At 60.5% G+C, this 14,272-nt stretch carries 17 protein-coding genes and 1 tRNA gene; 17 read left to right on the top strand and 1 reads right to left on the bottom strand.

From position 1 onward, the window contains the following. The first annotated feature begins 60 nt into the window (after positions 1 to 60). The 16 genes from AC1U7K_RS07465 (at position 61) to AC1U7K_RS07390 (ending at position 13,170) form a co-directional block, all read left to right on the top strand. Positions 61 to 261, top strand: a complete 201-nt coding sequence (locus AC1U7K_RS07465; protein WP_480250417.1) for a helix-turn-helix domain-containing protein — start codon at positions 61 to 63, stop codon at positions 259 to 261. Positions 262 to 275: 14 nt separating this feature from the next. Then, positions 276 to 806 carry a putative quorum-sensing-regulated virulence factor gene (locus AC1U7K_RS07460; protein ID WP_480250416.1) on the top strand — a complete coding sequence of 177 codons (531 nt, stop codon included), beginning with the start codon at positions 276 to 278 and terminating at the stop codon, positions 804 to 806. A gap of 59 nt (positions 807 to 865) precedes the next feature. Next, the gene (locus AC1U7K_RS07455) at positions 866 to 2,917 is read left to right on the top strand and encodes a phage NrS-1 polymerase family protein (RefSeq protein WP_480250415.1); all 2,052 of its coding nucleotides are present in this window, start codon (positions 866 to 868) and stop codon (positions 2,915 to 2,917) included. Between the two features lie 370 nt (positions 2,918 to 3,287). Beyond that, a complete protein-coding gene (locus AC1U7K_RS07450) occupies positions 3,288 to 3,674 on the top strand; it encodes a hypothetical protein (protein WP_480250413.1) in 387 nt (128 codons plus the stop codon). 17 nt (positions 3,675 to 3,691) lie between these two features. Beyond that, a complete protein-coding gene (locus AC1U7K_RS07445) occupies positions 3,692 to 5,260 on the top strand; it encodes a terminase large subunit domain-containing protein (RefSeq protein ID WP_480250412.1) in 1,569 nt (522 codons plus the stop codon). A gap of 17 nt (positions 5,261 to 5,277) precedes the next feature. Further along, positions 5,278 to 5,838 carry a hypothetical protein gene (locus AC1U7K_RS07440; RefSeq protein ID WP_480250411.1) on the top strand — a complete coding sequence of 187 codons (561 nt, stop codon included), beginning with the start codon at positions 5,278 to 5,280 and terminating at the stop codon, positions 5,836 to 5,838. Between the two features lie 154 nt (positions 5,839 to 5,992). Next, entirely contained in the window at positions 5,993 to 6,169 is a 177-nt protein-coding gene (locus AC1U7K_RS07435; protein ID WP_480250409.1) for a hypothetical protein, read from the top strand. Beyond that, positions 6,166 to 6,852 carry an HK97 family phage prohead protease gene (locus AC1U7K_RS07430; RefSeq protein WP_480250408.1) on the top strand — a complete coding sequence of 229 codons (687 nt, stop codon included), beginning with the start codon at positions 6,166 to 6,168 and terminating at the stop codon, positions 6,850 to 6,852. Before AC1U7K_RS07435 ends, AC1U7K_RS07430 begins: the two co-directional genes overlap by 4 nt. A 19-nt stretch (positions 6,853 to 6,871) precedes the next feature. Further along, positions 6,872 to 7,042, top strand: a complete 171-nt coding sequence (locus AC1U7K_RS07425) for a hypothetical protein (RefSeq protein ID WP_480250407.1) — start codon at positions 6,872 to 6,874, stop codon at positions 7,040 to 7,042. Positions 7,043 to 7,503: 461 nt separating this feature from the next. Next, entirely contained in the window at positions 7,504 to 7,878 is a 375-nt protein-coding gene (locus AC1U7K_RS07420) for a PEGA domain-containing protein (RefSeq protein WP_480250406.1), read from the top strand. Positions 7,879 to 8,102: 224 nt separating this feature from the next. Continuing rightward, positions 8,103 to 9,590, top strand: coding sequence for an ATP-binding protein (locus AC1U7K_RS07415; RefSeq protein ID WP_480250404.1), 1,488 nt, complete (start codon positions 8,103 to 8,105; stop codon positions 9,588 to 9,590). Between the two features lie 120 nt (positions 9,591 to 9,710). Next, complete coding sequence (locus tag AC1U7K_RS07410) at positions 9,711 to 9,962, top strand: helix-turn-helix domain-containing protein (protein ID WP_480250403.1); 252 nt, start codon at positions 9,711 to 9,713, stop codon at positions 9,960 to 9,962. Continuing rightward, positions 9,959 to 10,462, top strand: coding sequence for a hypothetical protein (locus AC1U7K_RS07405; protein ID WP_480250402.1), 504 nt, complete (start codon positions 9,959 to 9,961; stop codon positions 10,460 to 10,462). Before AC1U7K_RS07410 ends, AC1U7K_RS07405 begins: the two co-directional genes overlap by 4 nt. Before the next feature lie 382 nt (positions 10,463 to 10,844). Further along, complete coding sequence (locus AC1U7K_RS07400) at positions 10,845 to 11,102, top strand: hypothetical protein (protein WP_480250401.1); 258 nt, start codon at positions 10,845 to 10,847, stop codon at positions 11,100 to 11,102. 173 nt (positions 11,103 to 11,275) lie between these two features. Further along, positions 11,276 to 11,482: a hypothetical protein gene (locus tag AC1U7K_RS07395; RefSeq protein WP_480250400.1), complete on the top strand. Its 207-nt coding sequence runs from the start codon at positions 11,276 to 11,278 to the stop codon at positions 11,480 to 11,482. A 44-nt stretch (positions 11,483 to 11,526) separates the two neighbouring features. Then, positions 11,527 to 13,170: a recombinase family protein gene (locus AC1U7K_RS07390; protein ID WP_480250399.1), complete on the top strand. Its 1,644-nt coding sequence runs from the start codon at positions 11,527 to 11,529 to the stop codon at positions 13,168 to 13,170. On the opposite strand, the gene AC1U7K_RS07385 is transcribed toward AC1U7K_RS07390, so the two are convergent. Beyond that, positions 13,149 to 13,225, bottom strand: a tRNA-Met gene (locus AC1U7K_RS07385). The genes AC1U7K_RS07390 and AC1U7K_RS07385 overlap by 22 nt on opposite strands. Positions 13,226 to 13,311: 86 nt before the next feature. On the opposite strand from AC1U7K_RS07385, the gene fmt reads away from it, so the two are divergent. Further along, on the top strand, positions 13,312 to 14,271 hold the full coding sequence (fmt, locus tag AC1U7K_RS07380; protein WP_480250398.1) for a methionyl-tRNA formyltransferase: 960 nt from the start codon (positions 13,312 to 13,314) through the stop codon (positions 14,269 to 14,271). The last annotated feature ends 1 nt before the right edge of the window (position 14,272 follow it).

Below are 14,272 nucleotides of genomic sequence, written 5' to 3'. Positions count from 1 at the left end.
GCATGCGTATGCTCCGCAGGTGACGTCAATGGATACCAGGACATTTGAAGGAGAGCACCCATGATGAGGCGTCATGCCGATGATGGCGTACTGGCGGTAAACGAGATCGAGGCCGCACGTCGTCTCGGCCTCTCCCGCAAGACGATACGAAGGTTGGTGGAGGCGGGCGAGCTAAAGGTGATGCGCGTCGGGCGAAGGATTCTCTTCCCAGTCGCGGCGCTTGAGTACTGGGTGCGGTCAAGTTCGGGGCTGGACGACTAAACATTAAGCCTACGATGACCTCATCTCGCCGAATATTCAACTCCGCCCTGCACCATAAGGCGACACTCGACCTGCGTCGCCTCGGCCGTCCGCTGACCGATGAAGAGAAGGATCTCATCAAACTCCTCGCAGCCGTCGCGGTCGACGAGTTCATCCTGGCCGAAACATCCCCCGAGTCGGAGCCGGTCGTGCGTGATCGGCCGGTAATGCCCTTCGGAAAATTCAAACACGTTGACTTTGCTGATCTGCCCGATTGGTATCTCAGATGGTTGGTTGATCGCGAGCACGAGTGGCGCGAGCCGTTGAAGAGTTATGTGCGCGACGAAGCGCAAGCGCGAGGGTGGGATGTCGACGACGAGAACGACATCACGCCGACCTTGCCGCCCCTTCCCGATCGCGGGATGGCCCAGGCCCTCGTCGACATTGGCTTCCGCCGCTTAGCGATGGCGGAACACCCGGATCACGGCGGCGACACCCGCCGGATGCAGACCGTGAACCTCGTCGCGGAATGGCTCAGGCACCTCATCGACGGAGCAAGCACGTAAATGACTAGGGACAACATCGCCGGAGCCTTCGGGTTGCGGGACCGTCGCAGGGTGGCTGCATGATTCATGCGCCGTCCCCGCTGACCATCCCAAGCGCGCTGACCGAGCGGCGGCGTTGGGTCTTGTGGAACCTTGAGCAGCGGAACGGCAAAGCGACGAAGCCGCCGTTTCAGGTCTCAGGGGCCTACGCGAGCACGACAGATCCGTCAACCTGGACTCTCTTTCCAGAAGTTGTCCACGCCTACCAGCGTGGCGGCTGGGCTGGGCTTGGCCTGGTCGTGACGGAGGAGGACGATCTCGTCGCCATTGATCTAGATCACTGCGTGGATCCCGATGGGACGATCCAGCCGTGGGCGCGCGAGATTCTCGACATCCTGGACAGCTATGCCGAGTACTCCCCAACCGACGGCGTGCACGTCTGGTGTCGCGGCTCGCTGCCAGATGCTGCGCCGTGCCGTAAGGGGCGGATCGAGTGCTACCGGACGGCACGCTACCTCACGGTGACTGGTCGGCATGTGCCCGGGGCGCCGTACGAGGTGCACGAGCGGACGGAAGCCTTAGCGCGATTCGCGGAGCGCTATCTTCGCGATGATCCCCCTCCTGCCGCTTCAGCCACTGTCTCCACCGGCGAAGTCTGGCAGGACCTCGATGACGACGTGCTTCTCGAGACAATCCGGCAGGCGCGCAATGGGGGGGACGTGCTGCGGCTTTTTCAAGGCGATACGTCACGCTATCCCTCGCATAGTGAAGCGGACGCAGCCTTCTGTGCGCACCTCGCCTTCTATACCAATCGCAACGAGCAGCAAATGGACCGGATCTTTCGACGCTCCGCCCTGATGCGGCCGAAATGGGATGAGCGCCACTACGCGGATGGCCGGACGTATGGCCAGGCGACCATTCAACGTGCAATCGCCCGGTGCTCGGAGGTTTATCACGGGAACGGACATCACGTGCGTTGCGAGGGGCAGCACGACGAGCCGGCGGGTGATCAGGTGGCGCCGCCGCATGATGAAAATGGAGAGAAGCGATCGGATCCGGGCGAGGCGCAAGCCTCGGGTGGCTCGAGCAGCGCCACGGATCTGCTCGGCGAGGGACTCGGCCAATTTCTTAGCCGTGACTATCCGGAGCCTGAGCCGCTCATCGAAGGCGTCTTGAGCTCGAACGGCGGGGGCTGGATCGGCGGCGAGGAGAAGCTGTTCAAGACGATCTGGGCGCTTGAGGAAGCGCTGTGTCTCGCAATCGGGCAGCCAGTCGCCGGACGCTTCACCGTTCCCTCTCGGCAGCGCGTCTCCTTCATCGAAGAAGAGGACCCGCCCGCTCGGACGCAGGGGAGACTTGCCGCCCTGCTCCGTGCACACGGCCTTGATCCCGACGACCCTGCGATCCGCGAGGACCTCGACCAGTGGTTCCTGGTCGCCAACTGGACGGGCTTCACGCTGGATGACGAGCGCTGGATCGATAAGCTGAAGTACACCCTCGCCGTCTTCCAACCGGCGGTCGTCTACCTCGACGTGCTTCGTAAAGTGACAAAGCGCAACCTCAACAAATCGGAAGACGTGGGGCCTATGCTCGACGTGTTGGATAGCCTGCGTCGGGAGCATGGCACGATCTTCCGCGTCATTCATCACAATCGCAAGGTCCAGGGGACGCATCGGGCCGGACGGGGGTCACAGGAGTTGAACGGATCATATCAACTCGGCGCCTGGGGCGAGAACTCGCTCTTCTTCGAACCGATCGGCCGGAAGCAAGGCGTCGTGAAGATTGAGGTCCAGCGAAAGGATGGTGCCCCGGTTCCGCCCTTCAGCATCCGAGTAGAGTCGGATGGGCCGGAGAATGCCGTAACACACCTCCGCGTGATTGCCGAGGAGCTCAAGCCCACGTCGGCGGCGGAGATGCGTAAGGAGCAAGTGTACGAGGTCATGGCAAAACTGCCCCCTGAAACGGCCACGAACGGAAAGCAGGGAGTCTCGATCAAGGCCATTGCGGAGGCGTTGGAGTGCTCGGACAAGACCGTCCGGAAGGCGGTCGACCTGCTCGAGGACGAGGGGCGGTGCTTGGAAATTGGAAAACTTTCCAAGGGAGCGAAGCTGTACGCGGTAAAGACACCATGAATCGCAAGGTTATGGTTGGAAACGCGGTCATTTTCCAATCTCTTCCAGGCTTTCACCCTCCGATGGTCAGTGGTTGGAAAGGATGGTTGGAAAATGCTCCCTATATAAAGGGAAGCATTTCCAAGCTTCCAACCACGCCATCGTGTCGGCATCAGGCTGCTGTGGTCCGACTTTTGCCGGCGGGCCCCCCAGCCGATGGGGTCGAGCAGAGAGACGCCGGGGTGCCGTTGGGTCGGCGTATGAAAACAAACCGGCGCTTAATGTGGAGAATCAAGACGTTCGGCGATTCCGACAAAATCGGGGACCCGATTTTCGCACCGGCGAGCAGGTTCTAGGCCGGCTCATAGCCTTGGAGGGATAGGGCGAGCATATGGCGGGAAAGCGTGGTGCGAAGCCGAAAGGTCTAACGGAGACGCCGAACCGGTACTCTGAGCGCCCCTTCCTCGACCAGATGGACGGCCGGTTCCTGGCTGCGCGCGTCTTGAAGGGGCGCGTGCGGGCACTCGAGGAGTCGTTGGGCGGCCCGGAGGTCCTGAGCTATCAGCAACGGTCCCTGGTCGCGCGGTTCGTATGCCTTGAAGCGTGGCTTGAGAGACAGGAGGCGGGCTTGGCGACGGGGAAGCCGGTCGATGAAGGAACGTACATGCAGGCGCTGAACGTCTTCGGCGGCCTGCTCACGCGTCTGGGCCTCGCGCGGCGCGCGAAACCGGTCGAGACGACGTTGGCGGCGCGGCTGCACGCCTTGCCCCCGCTATAGCAGGAGGGCATGAACCCATGAAGCTGACGCGGGAGTTAATCCTGTCACGCCTTCCGAACGAACGGGGCAAACCGATCGTCCGTCTGCCCTGGTATGCCGAGGCGCAGCAAGCGATCGATGATCCCGATGTGCTGGCGCTCGTCATCCTGGCCGTGCGCCAGTCCGGCAAGACCGAGTTCCTGAAAAGCGAAGCCGTCGTCCACCTGCTCACGGCGCGGGATGCGTACATCGTCTACTTGTCGGCGTCGAAGGCGCAGGCGGAAGCGATCTTCACGCGCAAGTTCCGCCGGCCGGTCGAGAAGCTGATGGCCCGCCTGGGCCTGCGGGAGGTCGTCCGCTTCACGCGCAACAGCATGGAATGTCCGGAAACCGGCGGCTTCATGGAAGTCGTCGCGCCGAACGAAGCCACGGTGCCGGGCCGGAGCGTGAGCCTGCTGATCGCCGACGAGGGGCGCGACATTCCCGATGAAACCTTCTTGACGGTGGCCCCGAGCGTCATTGCCTCCAAAGGCAAGATGCTCATCGCCTCCTCGGCTGGCGCGCCGCGCGGCTGGTTTTACGAACTGGCCACCAAACCCTCCCCGCAGATGCGCGTGATTCGGGTCGACACCAACGAAAACCCGCACGCCTCCGGCACCACGATTGCCTGGTTGAAGCAGGCGCTCGGCATGCTGAGCCCGTCGCAGATGCAGCGGGACTTGGAAAATATCTTTGCCGAGACGGCCGACCTCTTCCTGCCGACGGCCGTCATTGATACCTGTGTCGACCCGGCGCTGACCGAGATTCCGGCGGACGAGGCCGTTGCCTTCGGGATGTATGACCTCTCCACGCGGCGCGATTTGACCTCGCGGGTCATCGTCCTCCGCCGCCCGACGCGGCGCACCGACGCCCGGGATCATCTCGACGTCGCCTCCATCCGCGTCTGGGATCCTCAGCAGTCGCCGACCGGCGAGGTGAGCTTCGAAGAGGTGCGCGCCGACCTGCTGACGCTCCCGACGCGCTTCCCTGGGTTGCGTCGCGTCCTGATCGACGAAGGTCACGAAGCCGGCGCGCTGCTGCAGTGGGCGCGGGGGCAAGCGAGCCTCACCGGACGCGTGGAAGGCATTCGCCTGACGATGGACCGCAACATGGAACTGTGGAGCGCGTTGCGCAGTCGGCTGTACGGGCAGACGCTCTCGCTGCCGCGCCATCCGCGCCTGCTGGCCGAGCTGAAGAACCTGCGGCAGGAAACCGTCTCGAACACGGCCTGGCGCATCGTCGACGCGAGCAAGAAGCTGCATCGCGATGTCAGCGTGTCGCTCGCGGGTGCGTGCTTTGCTGCCCAGCAGCATCCGATCAACGAAGGCATGTGGTTTTATCGAGGCGGTGTGTTGATCGGTGGGATCGGCGACCAACTGCCAGAAGCGGCGGCGGCGGCATCGGCATCGGAAGAAGATCTCGCCCTCGAACATGCACTCGCGACCCCGCCGTGCGACAGATCGCCCGAAGAGTGGGAGCGTGTGCGCGCGCAGCGGCTCGTTGTGGTCGATCCGGCGATGCAGCGCGGCCTGGAGCAGTTTGGTTGTTTTTTCCCTGAGGATCGTTAAAACGAAGGAGGACGACGATGAGCAACAAGTTACTCGAGCGCATTAAGAAAAGTCAGCCTGAGCAGGAGCCGATCGGGAGCATTGACACCGCAACGCCGCTGCAGGAACGGGCCGCCGTGCGGGCCGCCCGCCAGCCGTTAATGGCTGCGGAGAAGGCCGTGCGGGAAGCCGAGGCGCGGGCCGCCGCGCTCCGCGACATCATCGCACTGCGTGCCGATCCGCTCGCTGTGGTTGATGCGCGCGACGAGCTCGCGCAGCTGACCGAGAAAGAGTTTCCCCGACTGTGGGCAACCGCGCAGAGCGCCCGCGCGCATTTCGAGAGCGTCGTTCAAGCCGAGCGAGCGGCAATGCAGGCGGCCTTCCAATCCCAAATCGACGAGGCCGGCCGCGCCTACTGGAGGGCGCTTGCGGAGTTCCGCCGGGAACATCATGAGCCGTTGGAGCGACTGGAAGCGCTGGCGAGCGTAAAAGCAGAGAGCTCAACGCTCCGACGCGCCAGCCTGTACGAACTGGACAGCGCGAATTTCGCGTTCCGCCGAGATATCGCACAAGGGAACCGCCCGGATGGAACGGTCTAACGGAGACATTCAACCATGGAGCGCCAGTTGCGGGAGGGGCCCTTCTTCGCGTGTCGGGGGCGCCGCGCGACACAAGCCGACCCCTGTCCCCTCCCGCTTTACTCGTCACCAGCGGTCGGCACGCCCCCATTTTTCAAACGATGAGGTGAATCGAATGCGAAACACGAAAGTGAATGTCCGCGCACTCGCGGACCTGGCGCTGCAAGAGGAACGCGTGACAAATAAAGAACGCGTTATGGATTCGAAGGGCATTTGCGTGACAGTGACGACGCAGCGACGGCAGGCGCGGTTTTTGGACGACATGGTGCTGAAATATGGAGGCCCAAAGTGATTTATAAGAATCGCGAGCGCACCCAGATCGTGAAGAGCGGTCCCCGCTCGTTTGAATGTCGACTCTCCGATCAGTCCCCCGATCGAGAGGGCGACAGCATCGATCCGGCCGGGTGGCGGCTCGACAACTACAAAAGAAATCCAATCATCTTATGGGCGCACGACCATAAGCAATTGCCAATCGCGCGAGCGGAGAATATTCGGGTCGAAGGCGGCGCGCTGCGAGCCAGAGCGGTTTTTCCTGATCCAGGTCTTTACCCATTCGCGGATCAGGTGCACGACTTGCTCAAAACCGGATTCCTGAATTCGGTCTCGGTGGGCTTCCGCCCGATTAGTAAGGCGCCCAACGCGCGCGGCGGATACGACTTTTATGAGCAGGAATTGCTCGAATTTTCGATCGTGCCGATCCCCTGCCATCCCGGAGCCGGGTTAGAGCGCTCAGTACGTGAGGCGGCGGCGAATCACGCTGCGGTGCACAAATGGCTGCGCGAGCACGCTCCCGCGGATTATTCCCCTGTGTACCGGTTCCAGACGGACGACGACGTGATCGTGTTTCAAACCGAAGACGAGCAGCCGCACATCGATCGTGCGCTCCTCCGCGCAGTTTTCGCGCAAGAACTGTCGTCGTTCATCCAGCAGCGCGCCGCGTCGGCAGCCAGCAGACTGACCGCACGCATGCGATGATTGAACAAGGAGTCCAACGATGGCCCTCACCATCGGCGATCAGGCGTTCGGGGATGGAATCTGTGGTGGCACGGACTCGTGCGCTAAGTCATTGGCCTCACCGGCGCGTCCGGTAAGCAAAGCGTTGAGAAAGAATCCGCTCGACGCGTCGCTGCACCTCGCGGCACTGAGCGCGGGCCTCAAGACATAGGATTGCGCCCGCCTCTGCCAACATACGGGAGGTTTCAACGTGCACGCGGTGCGCTCGCCGGTCGAGCTCGGCTATTAGGTCAAACGCCATTGATCATCTACAGGGCTGAGAAAGTAAAGGGGGCGCGGAGCAATCGGATTGACGCTATCCTTGCATGGGGCAAGACGGCAATCGCTCCTTCCATGATTTTGGTGTAGCGCGGATGAGGATAGATGACACGTTTAGGACGAGTTGCGCATGAGAAAAATTCGGGAAGAGTCACAGACTGTGCCTTTCGCAAGCGCTTGGAACGGCGGTCTCTAGGAACCGGAGGTCCACCGGGCTCCGAAAAGCGAGGTTGCCTCACCCCGCCTGAGCCGCTATTTAAGGACCAGTCAGCGGGGATCGATCCCCGGGCAGCATGGGAGGCACATGGCGCGATGAAGCATCGCGGAGGTGCTGGAAAACAGGAGGAAGAGGCCATGAGACCGTCGTACCTTCTTATCATTCTTATCATTGCGCTGCTCCCCGGCTGCGCAACGCTGGCCAACGGCCCGACGCAGGAGATCGACATCGAATCGACGCCGCCCGGCGCGCGCGTGCTCATCGATGACCAGGATCGAGGCGTGACGCCGACCAAGGTCGCCCTGGAGCGGCAGCACGACCATCACGTCGTGCTTTCATTGCCCGGCTATCAAACCAAGACCGTACGCTTGGAGGCGACCAATCAGATACTGAGCAGTGTGGTCTTCGGCGGACTTCTCGGTGGTCTGACCGATCTCGGCAGCGGGGCGCACTATGAGCTGTATCCGCAGTGGATCGAGGAGACCCTGGAGCCCGAGCAGCACAGGCGCTGAGCGCGAGGATCGCCTGTCACGTTTCCCTGCCCGAAAGCGCTGGATCATGCCCGGTGCACGGCGCCAGGGCGGTGGGTTGCCCGTGAGCCTTACATTCGCCTTGACTCGGCCGTTTGGGTTTACGTATTATCAGCAAGGCTATTGGTCTATGAGACCAGTGGCGTGCAGTTCAACATACAGGCTCTTTGGTAGGCAAGGTCCTATCGAAGGCAGGAGGGCTTTCAATGGAAACTCATGTCCAAATCCCACCTTCCGTATCCGCTTCCGAATTAATCGAAAATCCTCCAAATCCCAGACGAACAATCGAAGCCCTTCGAGAGATGGGCTACGACAGTTATGCCTCTATTTTGGACCTTGTCGACAACTCTATTGATGCCCAAGCAACAGAAGTAAGGATTACGATCTCCGAATCGAAGAACGACATCCTTATTACAATTTTCGACAATGGCATTGGAATGGACGAGCACACTCTCAGCGAAGCCTTGCGATTGGGTTCCGATACTGAACGAGAATCCGGCGACCTGGGAAAATTTGGAATGGGGCTCGTAACTGCCTCTATCGGACTCTCCAAGCACTTGGCTGTCTTTACAAAAGAGGAGGGAGGTCCGGCAATCTACGGAGGTTTTGACCTCGACTGGATTTCAGAGCAAAACCGATTCGTAAAATGGGTAGGGCCTTACAAAGGTGAAGACGTTGGTTTGGGGGTAAAGGGTACTGTCGTGCGTCTGTCAAAGACCGACAGGATAAGCAATCGAGATCCGAGCACATTCGCCAATACCCTTCGAAAGCGAGTCGGGCAAACGTTTCGGAAATTTTTGAAGGCGGGAATACGCATCATCGTGAATGGCAGAAGCGCAGACCCGATCGACCCATTGATGCTGAACGATCCTCGCACGAAACTGATGTTGGAAACGGAAATTCCCGTTGATGGAGGAGCAGCAACGCTTCGGGTCGTCGATCTGCCTGATCTCGGCCCAGCGGGAAATAAGGCCGCTGGCATCATTCCACAGAACTCAGGTTTTTACATCCTTAGAAACAATCGGGAGATCATCGAGGCAGTCACTTTCGAATTCTACAAGAAACATCCTGACTTTTCGCATTTCCGAGCTGAAATATCGTTCGATGGCACACTGGACGCCACGTTTCATACAGACGTCAAGAAGATGTCGATTAATCCACCTCAAAGCTTCATGGATCGACTTAGGCAAGTCACGCAGAGCCTGATTACTGAATCAGGAAGAGAAGGGCGGAAAAGGGCAAACGTAGATAAAGGCGAGATAGATCATTCACTAGCGGAGGCAAATATTACTCGCCGTGCCCCACTTATTCCAAAGCCTAAGGCATTGGTCGAGAAGCGAGCGCCCGCGAAGGCGAAGGGCTCACATTCCAAGGGGAATGGAGATCGTCCCAGAACCCCGCATCTGACAAACCTCAAAACGATATCCGGTATTAAAGTCGTATTTAATGAGGGAGATTACGGCGATCAGTCTCCCTTCTACCATGTCAAACAGGAAGGTAAGACCATCATTGTTACCTACAACCGCGAGCACCCATTCTGGAGAGAATTGGTTGAGCACGCAACTGATCCAAAATTTGTTGCTACGGTAGATTACCTCGTTTTTGCTCTGGCGAATGCAGAGCTGCTTGTTCCCGAGCAAGCAACAATTGTCAAAGCAAACATAAATTCGACGCTAGTTGGATTGCTCGTTTGAGCCACGGGAGTGCGAGAAATAGTCGCTGAAGGTCAGGCGACACGGCGGGCGCGGTGCCGCTTGAACATGTATTAGAATGCTAATACAATATGGCACGGGACCAGCACGGTAAAGGAAAACGTGAAGCGGCTGCGGATCGCCATCGGACTGACACAGGTGGAGCTGGCGAAAAAGGCTCGGGTCACCCAAGGATTCGTTTCACAAGTCGAATCCGGCCTTATCAAAGACCCCGGCATTCTCGCCATGACCCGAATTGCGAAGGTGCTCGGCGTGGACGTCGAGACGCTCGTGGACGGCCTCCCGCAGAGGAGACGGACCGTCGGCGTGCAGCGCCCTGCGATGCCGAAGACCAAACAACGGTTGAAAGAATGACGCCGAGTAGGCGGATAACACTTGATACCAACGTCATCAATCACATCACAGACACGCCTGGTCTTTTCGATGAAATCCGTCTCGCCATCACCAGGAGAGGCTTTATTTTCGTATGCCCGATGATGGTGCGAATCGAGCTGGAGAAGACCAATGACGCTAGGCGGCGAGCGGCGCTACTAGCTGTCTATGACGCTCTGCCAAAGGAAGAGGCAGTCGATGCCGTTGGCGTCTGGGGGCTCTCTCGATGGGGTCAATCCCGTTGGAGTGATGGCGGCCCGGTTCACGGTCTGACATTCGAGGCAACGAAGACAACGCAACGCGGCGCTGCCGGGGATGGTGTGATTGGAATGACTGCGAATGCCGAGGCCGACGTTTTCGTTACGGGCGATGGGAAGCTCGCCGTCGCGTTACAAGAGCAGTCGGCTCAGTGTGAAATCTGGACGCTGCAACAGTTCACTGGTTTCATCAACCAATGCCTTCGAGAAACAGGCCCACACTGAGGTTGTGACGAACTGGCCGCAGGTGCGCGGACGAGATCGGACGTCACCATAATCGTAAGCCGGGAGCTCGCGGTCTGGCTGCACGATGTCACGGCCTGCGAGTGCTGTCGCCATACCGGCCTACCGATGGTTGAGTTCAAGCGGCATGACGATACACGGCAGCTCCTGTATGGGCATGCCGCAGACGCGTGGGAGTATCGGATGAGCACTCGGGCCTTCCGTAATGCCTGCTGGAGGCGAGACGCCGATGTGACGAGAGGAGGCAGCGGCTGAATCGCGTAAAGGCCGACGAGTGCTGAAGCAGGGCGAACGGTTCGTGACCGCGGCGGTTTTGTAGGGCAGCAGACCCGACCATTGGAGGCAGGCCATCATCGCCGCGTACATGGCCTTGGCGGCAAACGCGCCGGGCGCCGATGAGCGGGCGCAAACTCAACTAGAGGTGTATCGGCTTGGCCAAGCCTATGCCTTGATTCGCGCGTTGGAGCAGCTGGAGCCAACCGAGACGCCCTGGGAGTCCGTGAGGGATATTCCAGCCACCGCGATGCAGGAGGCATTTGCCTCGGTGCGTGGCCCGAGCGGGGACATCGAACCATCGGACGAGGATCTGGCGGCCGCGCGGCGGGACCTGGCCGAAGAGTGAATCGCAAGAGCAAGAGAGTGCGTGGGCTGGGTGCACGAAATGGCCACAAGTGAGTTCTGTTGAGTAAGTCGCCGTGTGATCGAGCAGTATCACGTCGCATGTTTCAGGGCCAACGAGAGCTGGCACATGATGTTGAAAGAGCGCTGCAACGGGAGACCCGCGGGGAGCTCGTCATGAAAGCCGCGCTGCTAAGGCTTGTGCACGCCCTATTAGTCTTTCTCATGGTCATCCTTTTGGTTATTGGGGCGGTGAACATGTTGGGCGGACATTGGCTACCGGCGATCACATACTTCCTAGCGGCAATCATCGTGCAGCTGATTATGATTTATGACAAGGTGGGAGGAGGCAATGGAGGCAAAGGATCATCAGGCGTCAATTGACAAGCGCCGAACCACCGAACGAACGCGCGAGTAAGGAGTACAGCATGCGAGTCGCCATTTACGCCCGCTACAGCAGCGAAGGCCAACGGGAAGCATCGATTGTTGATCAGGTGCGTGTCTGCCAAAAGCGTGCGGAGCAGGAGGGTTGGCCTATCGTGCGGACATTCGCCGATGAGGCAATATCCGGTTCACGGCACGATCGCCCACAGTATCAGGCGCTCCTCCAAGCGGCCGAGGCGCAGCAGCTCGATGTCATCTTGATCGAAGGCCTTGACCGGCTCACCCGCGACCAAGCCGAAACCTTGACCACGCTGCGCAAGCTGCGCTTCTGGGGCGTGCGGGTTATCGGCGTGAGCGACGGCTACGACTCGGCACAGAAGGGGCACAAGGTCATCGCCTCCATGCGCGGCATGATCAATGACATCTTTCTCGACGACTTGCGCGAGAAGACGCATCGGGGTCTGCACGGGCAAGTGCTGCAGGGTTACAGCCCCGGCGGTCGCGCGTTCGGCTACCGGCACGTGCCCGAGTACGACGCGACGGCGCGCGACGAGTACGGGCGCCCGCGCATCATCGGCGTGCGGCTCGCTGTCGACGACGAGCAGGCGCGCTGGGTGCGACAGATATTCGCCTGGTACGCCGAGGGACAGTCGCCGCGCTGGATTTCGCATGAGTTGAATCGACGCGGGGTGAAGTCCGCACGCGGCGGGACATGGTCAATGAGTGCGCTGTACGGCGATCCGCTGCGTGGGACGGGCCTGTTGAACAATCCCCTCTACAACGGGCAGTTGCTCTGGAATCGCTCTGTCTGGGAGCGCCACCCCGAGACGCGCCGACGGTTGCGAAAGCTCCGGCCTGAGAGCGAATGGGTGACGAAACCTGTCCCGCACCTGCGCATCGTGCCCGAGACGCTGTGGGAGCAAGTGCGCGCGCGGCAAGCCGAGCAGCAGCAGCGGGGCGTGGCGATTCGCGAAGTTCTGCATCGGAACGCCCGCACCGGTCGTGGGCCGAAATACCTCTTCAGTGGGCTGCTGACGTGCGGCTGTTGCGGCGCCAATTTCGTCATCGCCGATACGGCGCGCTATGGCTGTGCAGGCTATCTGAACCGGGGTTCAAGCGTCTGCACGAATCCGCTGCGTGTCGCCCGCACAGTCGTCGAGGCACGTTTGCTCGACAGCCTCAAGCACGACTTGTTCACAGAAGAAGGACTCGCGCTGTTCGTGCAGGAGACGGGGCGACTGCTCAAAGCCCGGCGCGAGACGACCGACGCGAAACACGCGCAGGCGCGGCTCGCCCAGATCGATACGGAGATTGGGCACCTCCTCACGTTTATCAAAAGCGGCGGCGCCACCGCCTCGACGCGCACAGAGCTTGAACGGTTGGAGCAGGAGGGCGCGCAGCTCAAGGCGCAGATTGACGGCACGCTCGAGCAGCAACGAAAGATGCTGTCATTCCTGCCAAACGCGGTCGAGTCGTTCCGTCGCCTCGTCATGGACCTTGAGCGCGTGACGCAGCCTCAAGTTGAGCGCGTGCGGCGGATCATCAAGACACTGCTAGGCGGGCCGATTACGCTGTGGCCGCATGCAGAAGGCTATCTAGAGGCGGAATTGTGCGGAAACTACAGCGGCCTGCTGATGCAGGCCGCTGGAATGACCAAAAATAAGTCTGGTTGCGGGGGAAGGATTTGAACCTTCGACCTTTGGGTTATGAGCCCAACGAGCTACCAGACTGCTCCACCCCGCAGGCGGATGCTAACAAACGGGTATCCGGGACGTCAAGGTAAGAGTGGCGCGTTGCTTTCGCCGATGGAGGGGTGCTAAAGCGATAGCATGCGAATTGTCTTCATGGGCACGCCGGCCTTCGCGGTGCCGTCCTTGGAAGCGTTGTTGCGATCGGAAGAGACGGTCGTCGGCGTCGTGACACAGCCTGACAAGCCGAAGGGGCGCGGGCAGGAGCTCGTCTTCTCGCCGATCAAGGATATCGCGCTGCGTGAGAAATTGCCGATTTTGCAGCCGATGAAAATGAAAGACCCGGCGTTCTTGGAGGCCTTGAAAGCCTGGCAGCCGGATCTGATCGCGGTCGCGGCGTTCGGGCGGATCTTGCCGCAAGTCGTCCTGGATCTCCCACCGAACGGCTGTATCAATGTGCATGGATCGTTGCTGCCGAAGTATCGAGGGGCCGGTCCGATTCAGTGGGCGATCATCAACGGTGAGCGTGAGACCGGCATCACGACGATGTTGATGGATGCCGGCATGGACACCGGCGCGATGCTGCTGCAGGAGCGCGTGCAAATCGATCCGGAGGATACGGCCGGAACGTTGTCGGTGAAGCTGGCCGAAGTCGGCGGGCGGCTGCTCGTCGAGACCATTCGGCAATTGAAGGCGGGCAGCTTGAAGCCACAGCCACAAGATCATTCGCAGGCGACCATGGCGCCCATGCTCAAGAAGGAAGATGGACTGATCGATTGGCGGCTGAGTGCCGTTCAAATCGCCAACCGCGTCCGGGGGCTGAGCCCGTGGCCGGGCGCCTACACGTTCGCCGATCAGGAACGCTGGACGATTTGGCGGGCCCGGCCCGGCGAAAGCGCAACGGCGGCCGCAGCGCCGGGCACAGTGATCGGAATCACAAAAGATGCGATCCAGGTGATGACGGGTAATGGTGTGCTGGAAATTTTGGAGCTGCAACCGGCGAACAGCCGGCGGATGACGGCGCAACAGTATCTCGCCGGGCACCGCCTCCGGCCGGGCCTTGTGCTGCATTCGGCGCTCACTTCGACCCCTCCGGCCTGAT

Source organism: Nitrospira sp. Vd2 (assembly GCF_979581665.1).
The sequence above is the reverse complement of the archived record's forward strand: the minus strand, read 5'-3'. Positions and strand labels throughout refer to the sequence as shown.